The organism is Oceanospirillum sp. (assembly GCF_048265165.1).
Classification (GTDB): domain Bacteria; phylum Pseudomonadota; class Gammaproteobacteria; order Pseudomonadales; family Halomonadaceae; genus Oceanospirillum.
In genome coordinates, this window is the sequence record NZ_JBLXCD010000006.1 from 1 (window position 1) to 19,851 (window position 19,851).

At 49.7% G+C, this 19,851-nt stretch carries 22 protein-coding genes; 16 read left to right on the forward strand and 6 right to left on the reverse strand.

The genetic code is table 11. The features are described 5' to 3' along the window. From ACN0R8_RS11940 to ACN0R8_RS11955, 4 genes are all read left to right on the forward strand, one after another. A partial coding sequence (locus tag ACN0R8_RS11940; protein ID WP_417597692.1) for a transposase occupies positions 1-197 on the forward strand: 197 nt, incomplete at its 5' end. A gap of 153 nt (positions 198-350) precedes the next feature. Beyond that, entirely contained in the window at positions 351-668 is a 318-nt protein-coding gene (gene sugE, locus ACN0R8_RS11945; protein ID WP_417598082.1) for a quaternary ammonium compound efflux SMR transporter SugE, read from the forward strand. 281 nt (positions 669-949) lie between these two features. After that, the gene (locus ACN0R8_RS11950; RefSeq protein ID WP_417597694.1) at positions 950-1,519 is read left to right on the forward strand and encodes a hypothetical protein; all 570 of its coding nucleotides are present in this window, start codon (positions 950-952) and stop codon (positions 1,517-1,519) included. A 206-nt stretch (positions 1,520-1,725) separates the two neighbouring features. After that, positions 1,726-3,519 (forward strand): protein adenylyltransferase SelO, encoded by a 1,794-nt coding sequence (locus tag ACN0R8_RS11955; RefSeq protein WP_417597696.1) that lies wholly within the window; start codon positions 1,726-1,728, stop codon positions 3,517-3,519. 79 nt (positions 3,520-3,598) lie between these two features. On the opposite strand, the gene ACN0R8_RS11960 is transcribed toward ACN0R8_RS11955, so the two are convergent. Next, positions 3,599-5,047 carry a PLP-dependent aminotransferase family protein gene (locus tag ACN0R8_RS11960; RefSeq protein WP_417597698.1) on the reverse strand — a complete coding sequence of 483 codons (1,449 nt, stop codon included), beginning with the start codon at positions 5,045-5,047 and terminating at the stop codon, positions 3,599-3,601. Positions 5,048-5,277: 230 nt separating this feature from the next. On the opposite strand from ACN0R8_RS11960, the gene ACN0R8_RS11965 reads away from it, so the two are divergent. Then, positions 5,278-6,438: a PLP-dependent aminotransferase family protein gene (locus ACN0R8_RS11965; RefSeq protein WP_417597700.1), complete on the forward strand. Its 1,161-nt coding sequence runs from the start codon at positions 5,278-5,280 to the stop codon at positions 6,436-6,438. 128 nt (positions 6,439-6,566) lie between these two features. Here ACN0R8_RS11965 and ACN0R8_RS11970 read toward each other — a convergent pair whose 3' ends face one another. Continuing rightward, a complete protein-coding gene (locus ACN0R8_RS11970; RefSeq protein ID WP_417597702.1) occupies positions 6,567-7,274 on the reverse strand; it encodes a type 1 glutamine amidotransferase in 708 nt (235 codons plus the stop codon). 612 nt (positions 7,275-7,886) lie between these two features. Further along, the gene (locus ACN0R8_RS11975) at positions 7,887-8,129 is read right to left on the reverse strand and encodes a DUF2789 family protein (protein WP_417597704.1); all 243 of its coding nucleotides are present in this window, start codon (positions 8,127-8,129) and stop codon (positions 7,887-7,889) included. A gap of 145 nt (positions 8,130-8,274) precedes the next feature. On the opposite strand from ACN0R8_RS11975, the gene ACN0R8_RS11980 reads away from it, so the two are divergent. The 5 genes from ACN0R8_RS11980 (at position 8,275) to ACN0R8_RS12000 (ending at position 13,058) form a co-directional block, all read left to right on the forward strand. Next, positions 8,275-8,796 carry a GIY-YIG nuclease family protein gene (locus ACN0R8_RS11980; RefSeq protein ID WP_417597706.1) on the forward strand — a complete coding sequence of 174 codons (522 nt, stop codon included), beginning with the start codon at positions 8,275-8,277 and terminating at the stop codon, positions 8,794-8,796. Positions 8,797-8,940: 144 nt separating this feature from the next. Continuing rightward, positions 8,941-9,717, forward strand: coding sequence for an alpha/beta fold hydrolase (locus tag ACN0R8_RS11985; protein WP_417597708.1), 777 nt, complete (start codon positions 8,941-8,943; stop codon positions 9,715-9,717). A gap of 395 nt (positions 9,718-10,112) precedes the next feature. After that, positions 10,113-11,351 carry an MFS transporter gene (locus ACN0R8_RS11990; protein WP_417597710.1) on the forward strand — a complete coding sequence of 413 codons (1,239 nt, stop codon included), beginning with the start codon at positions 10,113-10,115 and terminating at the stop codon, positions 11,349-11,351. 69 nt (positions 11,352-11,420) lie between these two features. Continuing rightward, the gene (gene eda / locus ACN0R8_RS11995) at positions 11,421-12,041 is read left to right on the forward strand and encodes a bifunctional 4-hydroxy-2-oxoglutarate aldolase/2-dehydro-3-deoxy-phosphogluconate aldolase (RefSeq protein ID WP_417597712.1); all 621 of its coding nucleotides are present in this window, start codon (positions 11,421-11,423) and stop codon (positions 12,039-12,041) included. A gap of 72 nt (positions 12,042-12,113) precedes the next feature. Then, positions 12,114-13,058 (forward strand): translation initiation factor eIF-2B, encoded by a 945-nt coding sequence (locus tag ACN0R8_RS12000; RefSeq protein ID WP_417597714.1) that lies wholly within the window; start codon positions 12,114-12,116, stop codon positions 13,056-13,058. Between the two features lie 38 nt (positions 13,059-13,096). Here ACN0R8_RS12000 and ACN0R8_RS12005 read toward each other — a convergent pair whose 3' ends face one another. After that, positions 13,097-13,891 carry a LysM peptidoglycan-binding domain-containing protein gene (locus ACN0R8_RS12005; protein ID WP_417597716.1) on the reverse strand — a complete coding sequence of 265 codons (795 nt, stop codon included), beginning with the start codon at positions 13,889-13,891 and terminating at the stop codon, positions 13,097-13,099. A 117-nt stretch (positions 13,892-14,008) separates the two neighbouring features. Here ACN0R8_RS12005 and ACN0R8_RS12010 point away from each other — a divergent pair, with 117 nt between their 5' ends. The 4 genes from ACN0R8_RS12010 to ACN0R8_RS12025 all read left to right on the forward strand — a co-directional run bounded on the left by ACN0R8_RS12010 (position 14,009) and on the right by ACN0R8_RS12025 (position 16,017). Further along, positions 14,009-14,701: an alpha/beta hydrolase gene (locus ACN0R8_RS12010; RefSeq protein WP_417597718.1), complete on the forward strand. Its 693-nt coding sequence runs from the start codon at positions 14,009-14,011 to the stop codon at positions 14,699-14,701. 148 nt (positions 14,702-14,849) lie between these two features. Next, positions 14,850-14,957, forward strand: coding sequence for a cytochrome c oxidase subunit CcoM (gene ccoM, locus ACN0R8_RS12015; RefSeq protein ID WP_283589688.1), 108 nt, complete (start codon positions 14,850-14,852; stop codon positions 14,955-14,957). Between the two features lie 118 nt (positions 14,958-15,075). Beyond that, positions 15,076-15,417 carry a hypothetical protein gene (locus ACN0R8_RS12020; RefSeq protein WP_417597720.1) on the forward strand — a complete coding sequence of 114 codons (342 nt, stop codon included), beginning with the start codon at positions 15,076-15,078 and terminating at the stop codon, positions 15,415-15,417. A gap of 129 nt (positions 15,418-15,546) precedes the next feature. Continuing rightward, positions 15,547-16,017 carry a DUF4442 domain-containing protein gene (locus ACN0R8_RS12025; protein WP_417597722.1) on the forward strand — a complete coding sequence of 157 codons (471 nt, stop codon included), beginning with the start codon at positions 15,547-15,549 and terminating at the stop codon, positions 16,015-16,017. Positions 16,018-16,121: 104 nt separating this feature from the next. Here ACN0R8_RS12025 and ACN0R8_RS12030 read toward each other — a convergent pair whose 3' ends face one another. Continuing rightward, a complete protein-coding gene (locus tag ACN0R8_RS12030; RefSeq protein WP_417597724.1) occupies positions 16,122-17,213 on the reverse strand; it encodes an ABC transporter ATP-binding protein in 1,092 nt (363 codons plus the stop codon). A 115-nt stretch (positions 17,214-17,328) separates the two neighbouring features. Then, positions 17,329-18,249, reverse strand: coding sequence for an ornithine carbamoyltransferase (gene argF, locus ACN0R8_RS12035; protein WP_417597726.1), 921 nt, complete (start codon positions 18,247-18,249; stop codon positions 17,329-17,331). Between the two features lie 444 nt (positions 18,250-18,693). On the opposite strand from argF, the gene grxD reads away from it, so the two are divergent. After that, entirely contained in the window at positions 18,694-19,014 is a 321-nt protein-coding gene (gene grxD, locus ACN0R8_RS12040) for a Grx4 family monothiol glutaredoxin (RefSeq protein ID WP_417597728.1), read from the forward strand. Positions 19,015-19,170: 156 nt separating this feature from the next. Next, positions 19,171-19,773, forward strand: coding sequence for a peroxiredoxin (locus tag ACN0R8_RS12045; protein ID WP_417597730.1), 603 nt, complete (start codon positions 19,171-19,173; stop codon positions 19,771-19,773). The last annotated feature ends 78 nt before the right edge of the window (positions 19,774-19,851 follow it).

The window sequence follows — 19,851 nt, forward strand, 5'->3', positions numbered from 1 at the left end:
CCGCGTTTCACCAGCCTTATAAGAATGATAGCGAAGGCCGCCCAGCCTACGATCCAGCCATTTTGCTGAAAATCATCCTGTTTGCTTATTCCAAAGGCATCACCTCCAGCCGTGAGATTCAGTGGTGCTGCGAAACCAACATTATCTTTAACCTCCTGCCTTGTGTCCCGCTTTTATCCACCAGAAGGCATTGGTAAGAGAAAAACCGTAGACGATAACTAACCCGAAACGTTCTCTATTACCTGCATCAGTTTGCGCTTAAAATATCTTTTTCATCTGAAGTGAGGACGACCTCACCGCTCAATCTCGTTAGGGGACGGCCCCAAAACTAACGGAGAGATTCCATGGGTATAAGTTGGTTTATTTTGTTTGCCGCTGGGCTGTTAGAGGTCACTTGGGCGATTGGGCTTAAGTACACAGATGGTTTTACAAGACTCTGGCCGACAGTGGGTACGGTGGTTTCTTTAGTTGCCAGTTTTTTGTTGCTGGGTTTGGCACTGAAAACGCTGCCGGTGGGTACGGCCTATGCCGTCTGGGTGGGTATTGGTGCTGTTGGTACGGCTTTGCTGGGAATATTTTTGTTTGGCGAGTCTGCCGATGTCCCTAAACTGGTGAGTTTAGGGCTGATATGTGCTGGGATTATTGGCCTTAAATTAACGCATACCTGAACAGGGTGGGGTGTTTCTCCTGATGGTGAGCACCGCACTTTCTGAGTTGATAATCAGATTAAAATTTTCATCTTTATATTAGATTTTTTGTTATTAGTATTCTTTCTATTAGTTAATCAATTATAAGGTCAAATCGTTTTGATTCACTGCTGTGTTGGTGTTATAAAACGTGGCTGTTTTTTTGTTATATCGTTAGCTTAAAAGTATATATTAAAAATATAATTGTCGTGCCAGCAATGGAAAAGTCGCAATTATTGGTTGATAGATCTAAGAGGCATGGAATGTTAAAGAAATTGATTGTTTTATTTGCAATGGTGACGATGCTGGCTGCCTGTGGTGGTGGATCTTCATCAACGGAAAGCGGTAGTACCGGCGGTGATGCTGGTAGCGATACGGGTTCAGGTGGTGATACGGATTCAGGCTCTGGTGATGATACGAGTACTGTTCTGGAGGGTGTATGGGTTAAATCCTGCGGGGCTGTTGACCCTAGTGATCCTGAGACCTTATACGATATTGTTACTGCGACCTTCTCCGGTAGTAACTTTACATCCAATATCAAAAACTACCTGGATGCGAGTTGTTCTATTCCTATGAGTGAGGCGCCTAACCCTATCGCTGAGGGTGTCTTCAGCATAGGTGCGGAGGTAACAACATCCAGTGGTGTTGTCGCTCAGGAGCTGGATAGCCATGTTACCCGCTACAGTGGTGCTGATTTTGACACTTATACCTACACCATTTTCACCATCGAAGGAAATTTGCTCTATATGGGTGATGATAACGGCTTTAATGACGGAACAACGTCAGCTCTTCGCCCGACAGCAATGAATTACAATCGTCCTTTTTTTAAGTAAATAAGATTGTTGCCTGTTATTAAAGTACTACATTAAAAGCGGCTTTACGGTCGCTTTTTTGTTGCTTAAACAAAGAAGCCAAAAATAACCCTGCTTTGTGTCCCGTTGTTTGCCTGACCCCGCATTCCCTATAATGTCCCCCAAAGACACCCAGGAACTCTTCAGTTACCTAGAGCTCTCCAGTTACCTAACGGGCAGGCGTTATTGTGAAAAGCATTTCTAAGACAACGGCAACCATCAACTCTCTGGATGATCTGGCAAACGCCCTCGATTACTCTCTGATGGACACGTTAACTCCTGACCCGGATGCCACAACTGATGGCGCTGACCATAACCCTCGTCAGGTGTTCAGTGGTCATTATGTGCCGGTAACGCCTACGCCTATCGGGCAGCCAGAGTATATCGCCCACAGCGGGGCTTTTTTCCGCGAGCTAGGGTTGAGTGACAAGCTCGCGCAGGACGAAAACTTTACCCGTCTGTTCAGTGGTGATCTTTCCCGTTTATCGCCCTCTTTTCGTAAAACCGGTTGGGCGACAGGTTATGCCCTTTCCATCTATGGCACGGAATACAATCAGCAGTGCCCGTTCCAGACCGGTAATGGTTATGGCGATGGCCGTGCGGTGTCTGTGGTGGAAGCGGTGTTGGGCAACCAGCGCTGGGAGATGCAGCTGAAAGGTGGTGGTCGCACACCCTATTGCCGGGGTGGCGATGGTCGTGCGGTGCTGCGTTCCAGCGTGCGTGAGTTTCTGGCACAGGAGCACATGCATGCTCTGGGTGTACCCACCTCCCGTTCGTTAACTCTGTATGTCTCCAAAACCGATGCGGTCAAACGCCCCTGGTATTCTGATGGCTCCCGCTCTATGGACCCGGATCGTATGGTGGCGGAACCTGTGGCCATCACCACCCGTGTGGCTCCCTCTTTTATCCGTGTTGGTCAGCTAGAGCTATTTGCCCGTCGTGCCCGTAAGCAGCAGCCCCATGCTTTGGCCGAACTGGAACAGCTGGTACGTCATCTGATCCAGCGGGAATATCCCGGTGAGATCCCTGAGAATCTGAGCCTTGCCGACAGTGTGCTGGAACTCGCCAAAGCTTTCTGTGGCAGACTCACTAAGCTGGTCGCTAACTGGGTTCGGGTGGGTTACTGCCAGGGCAACTTCAATAGTGATAACTGTGCCGCCGGTGGTTTTACACTGGATTACGGCCCCTTTGGTTTTATCGATGCTTTTAACCCTCACTATCAGCCGTGGACCGGCGGTGGACAGCACTTTGCCTTTATGAATCAACCGGTGGCGGCGGGTAAAAACTTCGGTAGTTTCTGTTCTGCTCTGCAGCCGTTACTGGCGGATGAGCCGGAAGCATTAAGGCAGCTGCATGAGATCGAACGCGATTTCGATAACGCCATGCAGGCTGAGATGGAAGCGATGTGGGCAGCCAAGCTGGGTTTAACCACATTTGATGCGGAGCTTTTTCGCCAGCTTGAGATGCTGATGATGCTGACTCCGGTAGATTATACCCGTTTCTTCCGTGCTCTTTCTGAGCAGTCACTCTCTGAACTTTCTACCGAGCAACCTGACATCAGCGCGTTGAAAGCCAGTTTCTATAATGGTGAAGGGTACGAAGCGGTTGCCCTGCACCCGAGATACGATCTGGATCATGCCGAGATGGATCGCCGCTGGGCGCTCTGGCTGAGCCAATGGCGGCAAGCTATCATGCGGGAGGCGGTGATAGCCGATGAGGGGGGCGAAACTGCACGCTCGGAAGCTGAGGTGCAGGCTCAGATGAAAGGGGTTAATCCGAAATACACACTGAGAGAGTGGTTGCTGGCTCCGGCCTATCAGGCGGCAGCGGAAGGAGACTACCATCAGATCCATGAACTGCAGGCTGTTATGAATCAGCCTTATGAGGAGCAGTCAGAAGCCATTGCTGAACGCTTCTGTCGTCAGAAACCGATTGAAGCCTTTGGTGCCGGTGGTGTCTCACATCTCAGTTGTTCGTCTTAAAATTGGTTGTTCTTCTTAACGGTTAAAAGAGCGACACCTCGGGCGCTACACTTTACTGTTAGGCAAGCGCTACACTTCCCTACTGGAAGCAGCGCCCGATGCGTTTGATTCCCTCCAGTACTTCCTCCTCCGGGCAGGCGCAGCAGTTAATGCGCAGATAGCGGCTATAAAGGTCACTGGTGGGGGAGAACACATCCCCCGGCAGAAACATCACGCCTTTTTCCAGCGCTTTCTGGTGCAGAGGCATTGCCCGGAAAGGTTCTGGAAGCTCAACCCAAAGCACAAAACCTGCCTCGGGCAGAGATACCCGTGTGTCAGCCGGAAAGTAACGCAGTACCCACTCCCGGGTTTGGTGTACCCGTAATTTATGTTGGCTGGCGATTTTGCGCACAGAGCGCTGATAAACACCCTGTTCCAGCATATAAGCGACGCTGAGCTGGCAGGGAGTGCTGACACTGACGTTGTTTTGGAACTTTCGGGCTGTAGCGGAGACGGTATCTTCCGCCGGTAATAACCAGCCAACCCTTAAGGACGGGGACAGGCTTTTGGAGAATGACCCGCACTGGCTGACAATTCCGTATTTGTCCAGGGCTCGCAGTGAGCGGAGAGGGCGATCGGCATAGGCGAGATCCAGGCAGATCACATCTTCAATCAGTCGGGTGCCGTGGCGGTAACAAAGATCGATAAGTGCATTTTTCTGTGTTTCCTGCATCACAAAACCCAAAGGATTGTGTCCCACTGGATTTACAACACAGGCATTGACGGTGATGGCTGACATCATGGTGGCTAAGTGGTTCAGGTCGATACCAGTTTCCGGCGAGGTTGGAATTTCCAGGGCTTTTAACCCCAGGCTTTCCAATTGCTGCAGAATGGTGAAGTAGGTGGGAGATTCAATGGCCACCACATCACCGGGTCGGGTGCATTCACTGAGTGCGATACGTAGGGCTTCTGTGCAGCCATTGGTAATCAACAGATCTTCCGGCAGGCACTGTATGTCCTGCTGGTAAAGATGCTGAGCTAATGCCTGTTGCAGCAGAGGCTCTCCGCCGGAGGGGCTATAGCCGCCGTAGGCCCACTGAGGTTTTCGACTGATCTGGCGCTGAATTTTCGCCAGTGCATCTAACGGCAGTAGCGCGGGCTCCGGTACCGCTGTTCCCAGGTTGATCAGAGGGTGCTCCCGTCCCATGGAAAGCATGCGGATCACCAGGTTACTGACCTTTACCCGCTCTGCTGCAGGATTTGCTGCAGGGATCTGAGGCTGTAGCTGACCGTGGGAGACTGTTTCCGGGAGATAGTAGCCGGAGCGGGGACGCACCATAACCAGCCCCTGATCAATCAGATACTGGTAGGCGCTTTGCGCGCTGCTCAGACTGATATTAAACTGTTTAGCCACTAAACGTAGACTGGGTAATTTCTGGTCAGGATTGGCGTGCTGAATCACCTGCTGGTAGAGTTTTTGACCCACCTGTTGGTATAAGGGCTGCTCCTGAGGGCTGTTCAGCGCTTGTGTTGATTTATATTCAGACATCTGTTTGTGGCTTTTTGGCATTATGGTAAAATTTCTGCAAACTGTGTGTCAGTTATTTTGGTCTGTATGGGGCTGTTTTAGCAAACTGTATCTTTTCTGTGTGCCCCTTCCATTTCCATAATGTCATCATAAAGTCTGAAATAGACAGAAGCTCTGCAAAACACTTTTCATCGCTTCAGGTTCTGTTGCTCAGTAACAATAAATATCATCATTTGAAAAAGGATTACCTTATGTCCAGCCCCTCACCGGAATTGAAACTGTCCGCTTACGCTAACCGCCTGCCGGGTTCTCCGATCCGTGAGATTTTGTCGGTCAGCCAACAACCGGGCATGATCTCTTTTGCCGGTGGCCTGCCGGATGCTTCTGTTATGCCAGAGATGCCGGAACTGGGCGATCTGAGCAGCATTAGACAGTATGGTACTTCAGATGGCGAGGCTCTGGTGATTCAGGAGCTGGTAAAGTGGCTGGGTAGTGAAGGGCTGGTCTGCACCGAAGATCAGGTTCTGATCACGTCTGGCTCTCAGCAGGGTTTGGATCTGGCGGCTCGTATTCTGGTGGATGTGGGGACTCAGGTCGTTGTTGAAGATCCGACGTATCTGGCGATGCTGCAGGTTCTCCGTGGACTGGGTGCTGATCTTGTGCCGTTTGATCTGGGTGAAAACGGTGTTGATCTTGCCTCTCTAGAGAAGCAGTTGAAAGATAAGAATCCACGTATGGTATACCTGATTCCGACTTTCCAGAATCCGACGGGTTACAGCTACACGGAAGCGGAGCGTATTGCAGTTGCTGAGCTGCTGGATCGCTACGATGTTACTCTGATCGAAGATGACCCTTACCGTGTTCTGAACTACGATAACGCTTTTACTCGTCCGATCTGTTCTTATCTGAAAAAAGCGACCTGGATGTATATGGGATCGTTTTCCAAGATGCTATGGCCGGGTCTGCGTACTGGTTATGTGATTGCGCACCCGGATCTGTATCCATGGATTTTGCGGGCCAAGCAGGCGACGGATCTGCACTCTAACCGTTTAGGGCAGAAAATCATTGGTGATTTTATGGCCGCTGGCAGCTTGCCTGCACACATTGAGCGTCTGCAGAGCCACTATCGCGCGAAGCGCGATCTGATGCAAAAATTGCTGAAGCAGTACCTGCCGGAGTCTGTTAAATGGAGTCTGCCTGCCGGTGGTATGTTCTTCTGGCTGGAGTTGGAAACAGATACCCGTGATGTTCTGGCTAAAGGAATCGAAGCTAAAGTTGTGCCTCTGCCGGGTACACCGTTTGAAGTTGAGAAATCCGCGGGTAAAGCTCTGCGCCTGAGCTTTAGCCAGATGACGCCTGAGGATATGGAAGAAGGGTTGAAGCGTCTGGCTAAGGTTTTGGAAACACTGTAGTAAGGTTCTGGAAATACTGTAGTAAGGTTCTGGAAATACTGTAGCAAGAGCCTGACGTTTAGTCTGAACTAAAAAGCCGGAATCTATCTCTGATAGGTTCCGGCTTTTCTGTACCTTAATAGGTGTTATCAGCTCGTGGTGGCAGTGGCCTCCAGCTGAGCCTGCATATATCCCATAATCTGCTCCATACGCTGGTTTGCCTCAGAGAAGAGCTCAAAGTCCACCAGCATCGCTTCCGCAGGTTGGGTATGGAGACCTTCTTCATCGATCTCATGCCGACAGGCATCGACAAGTTCACGAGCGGCCTCTGGGGTGGTTTCCAGATGGAACTGCAGCGCCACAACCCGGTCCTGATAGATGAAGCCTTGCTGAGCACAGCCTTCGCTGCTGCCGATGGACTTAGCGCCTTCTGGTAGGGTAAAGGTGTCGCCATGCCAGTGAAAGGCCTGAAACTGTTGAGGCAGTCCCAGAACCATGGCATTAGGCGTTGCGGTGATAGGGAACCAGCCGATCTCACGATCTTCGTTTCTGCTGACCGTCGCACCCAGTACCCGAGCGATCAGCTGAGAGCCCAGGCAGATGCCGAGTAACATTTTATTCTGTGCCATCGCCTCACGGATAAAGCGTTTCTCCGCCTGCATCCAGCTCACATTGAAATCATCGTTGGCGCTCATGGGGCCGCCAAGAATCATCAGTAGATCATAGTCATCATGGGATGGCAGTGCTTCACCTTTATAAAGATGTGTGGTGGTCAGTGTGTGGCCATTTTTTTCTGCCCAGCGGGCGATATTGCCCGGCCCTTCATAGGGAACATGCTGAAAAACATGTATTCGCATTAATGCTGCCTCACTTGCTGAAAATTCTTTGGCCTTAATCTAATGTCTGGTGCCGTCAGATTGCGATTGCTGACTACAAATAGTTTATCGCGTTGCCTATTATTTTTTAGCAGACTAACTGATTGCAGGTTGGTGCAAAAGGAAGATGTACTCACCGAACCTGATTTAGTCACAGTGGTCGCGCAGGCAAAAAAGTGTGATGAAGGGGCTGATATGAAGTATGTTGCCGGGAATTCTGATGCATTCGGCAGAATGAAATAGTTCGGGGTTTTTATATGAGTTGCAGAATGGCAACTGGGAGGCTCACTTTTTATTGTCATATACCGTCGATGTAACGCTGAAGTTTAATAGGCTAAAACATAGAGATAACAGGATATCGCCCTGGGAGAGCTGATGCAATATATCCTGAGGGCAGATAAACTTTCCGGCAAGTATTCCTCTGAAACCCTGATTTTTTTCGGTGAGAGATACCGAGCGGCGACCCGTAAAGCGGATCCGCCCGAACGGTATTCTCATAGCAGTGGAATTTATGTTTCTTAAATTGAAAGATTTTCTTTTATTTTGTATCGTTTATGTTGGGTGCATTACGCCGCCTGACCAGTTCAGTTTATATTACTTTGCTGGCCCGGATAGTGCGCTGTGCAACGTATCAATAACCTCACTCCAGTCTGAGTCTTCATCCAGACCTTGTGCTAGAAAGGCGGCCTGAACATCGGTGAAGCAGCTGGCTTCATAGATGGGTTGGTCAGCCGGAATAGGGGCATTGTCTTTGATAAACTGCTGAATGGATGTCTCGTCGCTGGGCAGACCAAGCTGGTTAAATAGGTTGGTCATGTTGTGAGTGGATAGATCCATGATCTGTCTCCTTCATGCTTGCGATACGTATGATCAATAGCGATATAAGCTATTACCACTGAATAAAAATGGTCAGGCAGCCAATAATAAAAAGTACCTGAACCTAATATAGAAACACAGACTCAAGAATGCTAACAGGGATCCTATGAAAAAAATAAAAGACCTGTCGCGTCTCGATATTGCTGAACTGACCCGTCAGCTACCGAAAGAAAAAGGTTCTTACCTGCTTTTTTTCGAGATGAAACATGCTAAAACCATTCGCGTTGGTAAACTGACAGAAACCGAGTTTTTACCGGGCTTTTACGCCTATGTGGGCAGTGCTTTTGGCCCAGGGGGTCTACATGCCAGGCTCAGGCATCATTTGAGCATCAGTGAGCGTTGTCACTGGCACCTGGATTATGTCCGTCCTGAGATGGAGTTTCTTTGCCTGTGGATGACCGAAGACAAAGAGTCCCGTGAACATGATTGGGCGAGCGTGCTGCAGGATCTGCCTACGGCTGAAATACCGGTCAAAGATCTTGGGGCAACGGATTGTCAGTGTCGGGCGCACTTCTTTCGCTTTGATCAATTACCCACGCTTTGTGAGTTCCGCAAACAGCTCCGGCTTAGGGGGATTCTGAATGCTGGCGTTGATGAGGTGAGCCGGTATCAGCTGGAGGTTGCCTGATAAGGTATTTCATTGAATATGCGCCTTGCCGGGTAGAGCTCTGACAAGGAGCTCTTAGTAGCGCAAGCCCGGCGTGGGCTGCATAATACGGCGCTGTTTCGATAGCCTTTCTATGTTTGATGACAATGTCCGGAGGTATATAGGATGTCAGATCGCCCCACACTGTTTTATACGGAGCAGGGAGAAGGTTCTCCGCTGATAATTATCCATGGTTTGTTTGGTTCAGCGGATAACTGGCGCACTTTAAGTAAAAAGTTTGCTGAGCAATATCGTGTGATCGCTCTGGATCTGCGTAATCATGGCCGTTCTCCCCACGTGGCGGGTATGAGTTATCCCGCGATGGCAAGTGATGTGCTGGCGCTGATGGACAGCCTGCAGTTGGAAAAAGCTCATATTCTCGGGCACTCCATGGGCGGGAAGGTTGCGATGCAACTGGCTCTGAATCACCCTGAACGTATTGAGAAACTGATTGTGGCCGATATCGCACCGGTGGAATATGGCCATGGTCATGATGAGGTGTTGGCCGCTCTCTACGCGGTGCAGAATGCCGGTGGTGCTACCAGTCGTAAAGAAGCCGATGCCCTGATGGCGGAGCATCTGGATACTCTGGGTGTACGCCAGTTTCTGAGCACCAACCTGGAAAAGAAACCGAATGGTAAGCTGGGTTGGCGCATGGGGCTTGAGCAGATTAATGCGGATTATGATGCCGTGGTTAAAGCGCCGACCGGTCAGGCTTTTGATAAGCCCTCGCTTTTTATTCGCGGTGAGCTTTCACATTATGTTGAAGATAGCTATCGGGCACAGATTGACCTTCTGTTTCCGCAAAATCAGCTGATGACTATGTCAGGCTGCGGTCATTGGCTACATGCGGAGAAACCGCAGGACTTTCTGGCTCATGTGCAGGAATTTCTGAATACCTGAGGCAAAAAAGTTAATAATGGGTGCTGACTTTGAGTGCAAAATACCCCGGCGGATCATCGGTCTGTCGGGGTATTTTGCTAAAGGGATACTTTAACCCGTTTGTATGAAGTGCCAGGCGACTTTGCGCCTTTTAAAGCTTAAAGATCGGCGAATTGCCTCTGGCCGCACAAAGCAAGTGGCTAAGGGTTTTGCCAAATCGTTTTCGGGCTGATCTTTATCATCGTTTGAGTGTCTATCCGATCAAGGTTCCATTCCCTGAGGGAGCGTCATAGATATCGAGCTATTGCTCCTCAGGGGGTATACTTGAGTACTTCAGAGGGGCTTTATGCCTCTTTTTTGATTTTACTCTCTTTTTTTCAGACGCAGCACTCTTTTGTTCCGGCTATGGAGCCCCGATGTACTCACAATCTCCAGACCACTCTCTGCGCTCTGGTGCAGCACCCGGCGAATGGCGGGTTGTCATTCTGGTGACCCTGATTCAGTTTATTAATATCGTCGATTTTATGATGGTGATGCCCCTGGGGCCCGACTTTGCCCGGGATCTGAATATTCCCATGTCAGACCTGGGGCTTATTGGTGGCAGCTATACGTTTGCGGCGGCAGCTTCCGGGTTTATTCTCAGCCAATATCTGGATCGCTTTGACCGGCGAGCCATCGCTATGCTGGCTTTAGCAGGTTTATCACTTAGTACCTTCGCGGCCACTCTGGCGACAGATCAGGCGGAATTAATGCTGGCAAGGATCTGTGCCGGAGCTTTTGGCGGGCCCGCGTCAGCCATTGGTATGGCGATGATTATTGATGTTGTGCCAACGGAGCGGCGGGGCAGAGCGATGGCAATTGCGATGGGGTCTTTTTCTGTCGCGGCGGTTGCGGGCATCCCTTTTGGCCTTGAATTGGCCAATTGGCATGGCTGGCAGACCCCTTTTTATGGCATAGCCCTGAGCGGTATCAGTGTCTTGCTGGCGATCTTTCTGTTACTGCCTAAGATGGATCGTCATAAGGGGAAGCATAAAGGCAAGCCCGCCACCGGTGTTTTCTCACTGCTCAATAAATCCCTGACGCGCTGGGCTCTGATGCTGGTGGTGGTTTCTATGTTTGGTAACTTTCTGCTGGTTCCCAATCTTTCTGCTTATATCCAGTTTAATCTGGGTTTTCCCCGTGAGCGCATTGGTGAGCTGTATATGATCGGAGGTGGTGCATCTCTTATCGGTATGCAGGTGACGGGTTATCTGACGGATCGCTTCGGAAGCCTGGGAACGGGAACCGTGGTCTGCCTTGGTCTTGCCCTGGTGCTTTGGTTTGGCTTTATGCAGCAGCCGGAAATGGCCTTGGTGCCCTTTGTTTTTGCCGGATTTATGGTGTTTTCATCGGCTCGCAGAGTGGCACAGAATGCTTTGACCAGCCAGACACCTGAGGCCCATGAGCGGGCGGCCTATACCTCGGCTCAGTTTGCTTTTCAGCATGTTTCAACGGGCATTGCGGCGGTTGGCAGCTCTTGGGTGCTGACTGCAGATGAACATGGGGTATTACAGGGTATGGTGATACTAAGTACAATAACGCTGATTTTCGTTCTCGCTCAACCGGTTATGATGTGGGTGCTGAAGCGCAAGCTGGATCAAAAACCTGTTATGTAGGGATTTATTGAGATTGGGGTAAACGCTGTTTAGTTTCATCTTTGAGGCGGGCAAAATTTAGGAGTGTCTATGTTTTTATCTCAGCTAAGCCAACAGAAAGTACTGCCTGTTTTGGTGCTGGAGTCTGTACAGCAGGCCGACTGGATTGGCAGTTGTTTTATTGAATCTGGTATGAAACATCTGGAGGTAACACTCAGAACTCCTGCGGCATTACAGGTGATAGAGTACCTTAGCCGCCACTTTCCTGAACTTTCCATTGGTGCCGGAACGGTGCTGAAAAGCTATCAGATAGGCGAGGCAGTGGATGCTGGTTCTGACTTCATTGTTGCTCCTGGGGCAACCGATCCGTTACTGGATGCAGGCCAGGACTGCCCGGTACCCTTTTTGCCGGGTGTTATGACACCTTCTGAGGCGATGCGGGCAAGGGATTATGGCTTTGGCCTGCAGAAATTTTTTCCGGCTGAAGCAGCAGGGGGGATTCCTCTGCTGAAGGCGATAGGCGCGCCTTTGCAGGATATTCTTTTTTGTCCAACCGGCGGTATTACCCCGAACAACATGGTGGACTATCTGGCACTGAAAAATGTGCCGGTCGTCGGCGGAACCTGGCTGGTAACGCCTCAGATTCTTGCGGATAATGACCGCCAGTCCGTGGTTAACCGGCTCAGCCAGCTTCAGCAATTATTAGGGTAGCCCTAGCGCGCCCGGATGAATGTTAAGTAACAGATACTTTCGGATCAGACACAAATAAGGACCATCTCTGGCATGTATATCAATAACGATCAGTTTAAAGAGCGTCGTATCCGGGCGGTAAAAGAAGATATTCGCAAAGGTGGTAGTGAGCTTTCGCGAAGTGCTCTGGAAGACCTGAAGGAGTACGCTAATACCTGTGATGCACAAAGCCCTGCTGATCTGAAAAGTGAGCTTTTGGATCTGGCGATGCAGATGCAGCTGGCCCGGCCCAGTATGGCGGTTCTATGGAATGTTATGCAGCGTTGGATAGAGCGGTTAGCCGCTATGCCGGAAGATGCTATGGAGAACGCCCGCCAGTTTGCTATGGAGCAGGCCGGAGCTCTGCAGCAGTCTTCTGTTCAGGCCGGAAAAGCTATTGTTCAGGCGCTGAGTCCGCAGATTCCACCGGGTAGCGTTATTCTGACCCACAGCTACAGCACCACAGTTCTGGCTATTCTGGAGACGATGCAGACGGCAGATTGCAAAGTCATTATGACGGAGGCTCGGCCCGGTGTTGAAGGTCGTCGTCTGGCTCGCGCCTTGTCTGAGTTGAAGATTGAAACAACCTATATTGCGGAGGCACAGCTGGGGTGTTTTATCAGCGCCGCTGATGTGGTACTTCTGGGTGCGGACAGCGTGCTGGAGGATGGTACGGTGGTGAATAAGGCCGGTACCTATCTGGTGGCCCTGGCTGCAAAAGATCATGATGTACCTGTCTTTGTGGCGGCAGAGAGTTTTAAGCACAGCCACCGTCGGGCTGATGAAATTGAACTGGAGGAGATTGCCGGGGATGAGCTTCAGCTGCCTGCGATCGATTTTGTCCAGCCGCGCAATATCTATTTTGATATTACCCCAGCCCGTCTGGTGAGCTGTTGGGTTGATGAAAATGGTGCCCGGACCGACTTTACGAATGAATCTAAAGCTATGCCCGCAGGTTTTTTGCAGGATGCCATCAATAAGCGTAAAAACCGCGGATAAGTCTGCGGTTTTTTAGAGGACGGTTTATCTGCAATGATTTATTGGATAATAGGCAGATAGTTTTCCGGGGGCAGAGGGGCGCCGCGGTCACGGAACTGGAAGTGCAGGGCGGCACGATTTACCAGTGTATTAAAGCCGACGGTTGCGATGGGCTGTCGTTTTCTGACGGTATCACCTGTCTTTACGACCAATGCATCACAGCTTGCGTAAACGGTTTGCTGATCACCTGGGTGCTGGATAATGACGACCTTCCCCAGGCTCCGCATCTCTCCGGCAAAGCTCACCGTTCCCTCTTTTGCGGCAAATACGGTTTGACCCGGCTGAGCCTGGAGGTTAACGCCTTTCTGTAATCCCCAGTTCTCTTCACCAAAACCATTGATCAGGCGGGGGTTAGAGATCGGCCAGATATAACCGGTGGTGGCCCGGCGAGGAGCGACGCCAATAATCAACTTTTGCCCCGGGTGCAGCCGGTCATGATCGATACCGGGGTTGCTGCGCTTCAGGTTCGATAGCGATATGGCAAAGTGATCCGCAATGCTGCTCAGGGTATCCCCTTTTTGCACTGTATATTGAATGCTTGGTGTCTGTGGGTTGCTGCTACCGGTTGGAAGCTGTAATTCGGTACCGGCCCTCAGTCGATGTGGAACAACTTTCGGGTTATAGCGGGACAAGGTCTCCAGATCAACTTTGTAGCGGCGGGCGATACTGTAAAAAGTCTCTCCGGGTTTAACCAGATGCACTTTACTGTTAGTTGTGCCATAGGGCGTGCTGCTACAGGCAGATAGCAAAAAACTGGCTATAAGAGCAGTCAATATGAAAAGCAGCTTCGGCATGGCGTAAAATCTGGTTGAAATGGTAAGAGGCAGATGGTCGGCAGCATAAAGAAAATACCGCTGGTTTTCAAAGATATCTTAAACAATGAACATTTTTGACAGAAAAAAGAGGCGATAATGACGCTATTTACTCAGGGCATGAAACAAGTTGAGACCTCAGCGGAGCCGGATGCTTGTGTCATCTGGCTACATGGCTTGGGAGCTGGTGCTGATGATTTTATTCCAGCGGTACCCTATCTGAAATTGCCGGATTCACTTGGGGTTCGCTTTCTGTTTCCCCAGGCACCTGACCGGCCGGTTAGCATCAACGGTGGCTGGGAGATGCCCGCATGGTACGATATTCTGAAAATGCTGCCAGAGCGTGAAATCGATCCGGCACACCTTCAGGAAGCAGCTCTTGGTTTACATGAGCTGACCCGACAGCAGGTTGATGCCGGAATAGCTGAAAATCGTATATTCTGGATCGGATTTTCTCAGGGTGGTGCTGTGGTACTCGAAGCAGCCCTGAACGGTGGACGTTATATGACTGCAGATCACTCTGTTAGCCAGCCTGCCGCCATATTTGCATTATCAACCTATCAGGCTCAGCCTGTTGAGCAACCTCATCCAAAACTAGGTGAGATGATTTTTTGGCACGGACATGGCTCTCAGGATGATGTGGTGCCGTTCTCAATGGGGAAAAAAGCGGCGGAGCTGACGGAGCAGAAAGCTGCGGACTCTCAATGGCAGCCTTACCCGATGGCCCATGAGGTTTGTGTGGCTGAGTTGGAAGCAATCGGGCATTTTATTCAGCATCGCCTCGGCCAATAAACGATATTTATTGACCTTTGTCACATGTGAGTTGCTGCTATATCAAGATCCGCTAATTAGTTTGATCTGGAGCAGGGTTTACCCCCTGATCCCTGCTAACCTGAACCCAGATGATTTGTTTACTCACGAACCCTCTGAGGTGATGATTATGTATATGGATGATGCAGTATTTGCCAGTTTGTTGGTAATCGGTGGTGCTCTGGTTTTCTTTGGTGGTGTGATTTACTTCATCATGAATGATAAGCCAAAGCAGTAATTCGTTACAGTTGCGTACTTTCGGTAATCGTTATTTAACGCTATATTGAACCCATGCCCGTATTGGTGGTCGTAACCAGTACGTCATGGGTTTATTTTTTTCTCTCCTGGAGGCCAATATGATTGAATCTTCTGTATCTCAGGTAACCTTGCTTAACCGTCAGGCTGCCGGCACTAACAATCAGGCTCAGCAACGTCTGGATGCTGCAAGTGAAAGTCGCCAGGAGGAATCCGGGACTACTCAGCCAACGTCAAATGCAGGTATTTCTGCGGATGCGGTAAAAGGTAATGTGCCAATCAGCTCTGCTCCCAGCACTCAGGTTAGCCAAACGGCTGAAACGACTGAGCAGCAAAGCACCTACAGCAGTATTCAGGACCAGTCTAACGACCTGTTGCGCAAGCAGGCAGAGGTTCGGACTGATCAGGCATCTCTCGGGAATTTACTGGATACACAGAGCTGATTCTTGACCCGACAGACAGCAGACTGATTGATTATTAAAAAGGAAGGCCTTGCCTTCCTTTTTTTGTTTCTGTTTTAATATCGAACAACTGTTTGAATTCTGTCTGGTTCTACTGAAGGAAATTCTGTTTTGAAAGCTGCATTGCTAAAGTGGGGGATTTCCCTCTGGCCACCGCTTCTGGGGGCTGGGGTCAAGGTTGAGGTCTTGGCAAAAGACTTTTCTTATGCCCGTATTCGTATGAAATTACGCTGGTATAACCGGAACTATGTCGGTGTGCATTACGGCGGCTCCCTCTATTCCATGACAGACCCCTTTTATATGCTGATGCTTTCAGAAAGCCTTGGGCGTAATTATGTAGTCTGGGACAAAGCCGCTCATATTGATTATATAAAGCCAGGGCGCTCCACTGTTCGGGCTGAGTTCCGGGTCTCCCGGGAGATGCTGGATACTATTCGGGAGAAAACTGCGACCGGTGAGAAATACCTGCCCGAGTTTGAGGTGCAGATTCTGGATGAGGAGGGTGAGTTGGTGGCCCGTGTCATGAGAACACTGTATATCCGGAAGAAGCGCCAGAAGCCTGAAGAGACAGATAGCCCATGAAAAAAGCAGGTGCCCAGTGAAATCGAAGACGTATGTGATAAAAACCACTCTGGCCCGACTTTAAAAGGGCCAGTGGTTTTCATGAAATAGATTGTCTAGAGGTTTTAACCGGCTTCAGCTAGAGCGGATGGTATTTCGTTAACACTTGCACCGGGTTGTGGGAACAGAATCAGGTGGTCTGCTTTTACCTCCAGTTGAACTGTATCCCCGATACTAAACTCTGCATGGCTGTTAAACATAGACTCTACCATTTGACCGGATGGCAGTTTTAATCGATAGAGCGTTGCAGAACCGGTAAAGGTAAACTGTTCAACGGTCGCTTTGATAGGGCCTTGTGGGCTATGCACAATATCATCAGGCCGTAGTAGGACATCCACTGGGGTGTCATCTTTCCACGGGTAAGCGCGGTTACCTTCTATCAGGCCAATTTCGGTTTCCACGTTGCAGTGATTCTGCAGGGTGCCGGGAATAAAGTATCCCTGGCCGACAAAATTCGCTACAAAACGATTCTGGGGCTCATGATACAGATTGTAAGGTGTATCCCACTGTTGCAGGCGTCCCTGATTCAGCACTCCAACATAATCGGCCATAGCAAAAGCTTCAGTCTGGTCATGAGTAACCAGAATACCGCTGATATTCAGGCTTTTCAGAATACGGCGCACCTCAAGCCCTAAGTGCTTACGTAGTTCAAAGTCCAGGTTAGAGAAGGGTTCATCCAGCAGGATTATTTGCGGTCGAGGGGCTAAAGCCCGTGCAAGGGCAACGCGTTGTTGCTGCCCTCCTGATAGCTCATGGGGGTAACGATGGCCGAGATCACTCATGTTAACCAGGTCCAGCATTTCACAAACCCGTTCTTTGCGCTCTTTGTCGCTGAATTTTCTAAGGCCGAAAGCGACATTTTCTGCGAGGGTAAGATGAGGAAACAGGGCGTAATCCTGAAAAACCATACCGATGCGACGTTCTTCCGGTTGCACCATAAGGTTGGGGGCAGAAATGACTTCGCCATTCAGACTGATTGAGCCTGTATAAACCGGATCGAAACCGGCGATGGTTCTGAGCAGTGTGGTTTTACCGCAGCCACTGGGGCCGAGAAGGCAGCAGATATCCCCTTGATTCAGGGCAAAACTAATTTCCTGGGTAATTACCAGTTGGTCGTAGCGGCATTCAATATTATCGACCTGAAGCAGAGTGCTCATTAAGAGGTCCTTACAGAGTGCGGTGGCAGGTGCAGATCTGGCTGATAAACCCTGCGAACAAAAAAGCCCGAAAGCATGCTCTCGGGCTTTTAATCTACCGTGCAAAAAAAGCTAATTAAGAGTTATTCTCAATTTTGCCCAGAATCAGGAATTCTAGCAAGGCTTTCTGTGCATGAAGTCGGTTTCCTGCCTCTTGCCATATCACGGAGCGGGGATCATCCATCAGCTCTGCACTGACCTCTTCTCCGCGGTGAGCGGGCAGACAATGCATAAAGAGAGCTTCCTTGTCGGCCAGATCCATCATCTCAGTGGTAACCTGATAGCCTTCAAAAGCTTTTTCACGGGCTTTTTGTTCATCTTCCTGGCCCATGGAGGCCCAGACGTCCGTTACAACCAGGTGTGAATTAGCGACGGCCTCTTCGGGCTTGCGGAAGATCTGAATGCGCTCTTCATTTGCTGCTAATAACTCAGGCAGAGGCTCGAAGCCTTCCGGGCAGGCAATATTCAATTGGAAGTCGAATTGACGGGCGGCATTGATATAAGAATTGCACATATTGTTGCCATCACCGACCCAGGTCACTGTTTTTCCCTGAATGCTGCCGCGCTGTTCTACATAGGTCTGAACATCCGCAAGTAACTGGCATGGGTGGTAGTCATCCGTCAGTGCATTGATAACCGGTACACTGGAATACTCCGCAAAGCGTTCAACCACAGCGTGGTCGAAGGTGCGGATCATGACGGCGTCAACCATCTCAGATAGCACTCGGGCACTGTCTTCAACCGGTTCGCCGCGACCGAGCTGTGTATCCCGTGGTGACAGAAAAATGGCACTGCCACCGAACTGGGTCATGCCGGCTTCGAAAGAGACTCGGGTGCGGGTGGACGATTTTTCGAAAATCATACCCAGGACTTTATTTTTCAGCGGCTCGTAGATTTCACCGGCCTTAAGGCCTTTTTTGATGATGATCGCCCGCTCAATAACATAATTGAGTTCTTCCGGAGACAGATCCAGCAGGGTTAAAAAGTGTCTTGCCATTTTCACGAATTCCAATAAGAGTTCACGGCTGTCTTTTTACAGGATGACAACCTGATAATCAGTTTTAGTTTATATGCCTGCAGGTCGGAGGCTTTGGTCTGAAGCCAGTGCTGGCCGCCCGATGCTTATCATCTTCATTGTTACGCGTAAGCGGTATTCCGTGTTCTGGTGACGTGCCTGCCGCCAGAATCTAAAAACAGCAGCCCCAAAACAGAAAACGGCAGCGATTTGCTGCCGGTAAGGTGACCAAGGGGGTAAAGCTAAAGGCAAACTTTGTCGCTGTCAATAAAGTCGCATTTTAAAAAAACGATTGCGTTCAAAAATAAAGTGCCTGGGACTTGAATATCGCCTGTTGAGGCTGCATTTTTAGATGAAGCACTGTAAAATTGACTGTATTAGTCGGTTAATACCGTAAATGCTTTTCCCTGTATTAAAGGAACGCACATGAGTAGCACGCTAGATACCATTAAAGATCAGATTTCTAACAACCCTATTCTGCTTTACATGAAGGGTAACCCTCAGATGCCGCAGTGTGGTTTTTCATCACAGGCGGTTCAGGCTCTGATGGCTTGTGAAGAAAAATTCGCGTTTGTTAATATTCTGGATAACCCTGATATCCGTGCAGAGCTGCCTAAATTTGCTAATTGGCCGACCTTTCCCCAGTTGTGGGTGGGCGGTGAGTTGGTTGGTGGCTGCGATATCATTATTGAGATGTATCAGTCTGGCGAACTGAAGACGCTGGTTTCTGAGGCCGCTGCTTCCTGATCTTGTTTTTGCAATAGGCAGAGGTCGCCACTTGAATGCCTGGCTTTTGCCTATACTTTAGATTGGGCAACGTTTTTTGATTCTGACACTGCATGGTGTCAGAATTTTTTTATGGTTAGACTTTGTCATTAAATAACCCAACATTGGAGAATTAAAATGGGCGTATTGGTTGGAAAAAAAGCTCCTGACTTTACTGCTGCTGCGGTACTGGGCAATGGTGAAATCGTTGATAACTACAACCTGACGGAAGCACTGAAAGGTAAATTCGGTCTGGTTTTCTTTTACCCACTGGATTTTACTTTTGTTTGCCCATCAGAGCTGATCGCACTGGATCACCGCATGGATGAGTTCAAAGCCCGTGGTGTTGAAGTGATTGCTGTTTCTATCGACTCTCAGTTCACGCACAATGCATGGCGTAATACTGCTATCAACGATGGCGGTATCGGTCCGGTTAAATACACCATGGTCGCTGATGTTAAACATGAAATCTGCCAGGCGTATGATGTTGAAGCAGAAGGCGGTGTTGCATTCCGTGGTGCTTTCCTGATCGATCAGGAAGGTAACGTGCGCTCTCAGATCGTTAACGATCTGCCGCTGGGTCGTAACATGGATGAGCTGATCCGTTTGGTTGACGCGCTGCAGTTCCACGAAGAGCACGGCGAAGTTTGCCCTGCAGGCTGGAACAAAGGTGACAAAGGTATGACGGCATCACCTGAAGGTGTTGCTTCTTACCTGACCGGTGAAGCTGACAAGCTGTAACTTTCTTTTGGAAGTCACCACAGATGGGCTTTGATCTGCTCAAAGCTCATCAATAACAAAGCCCTGATAGCAAGACTA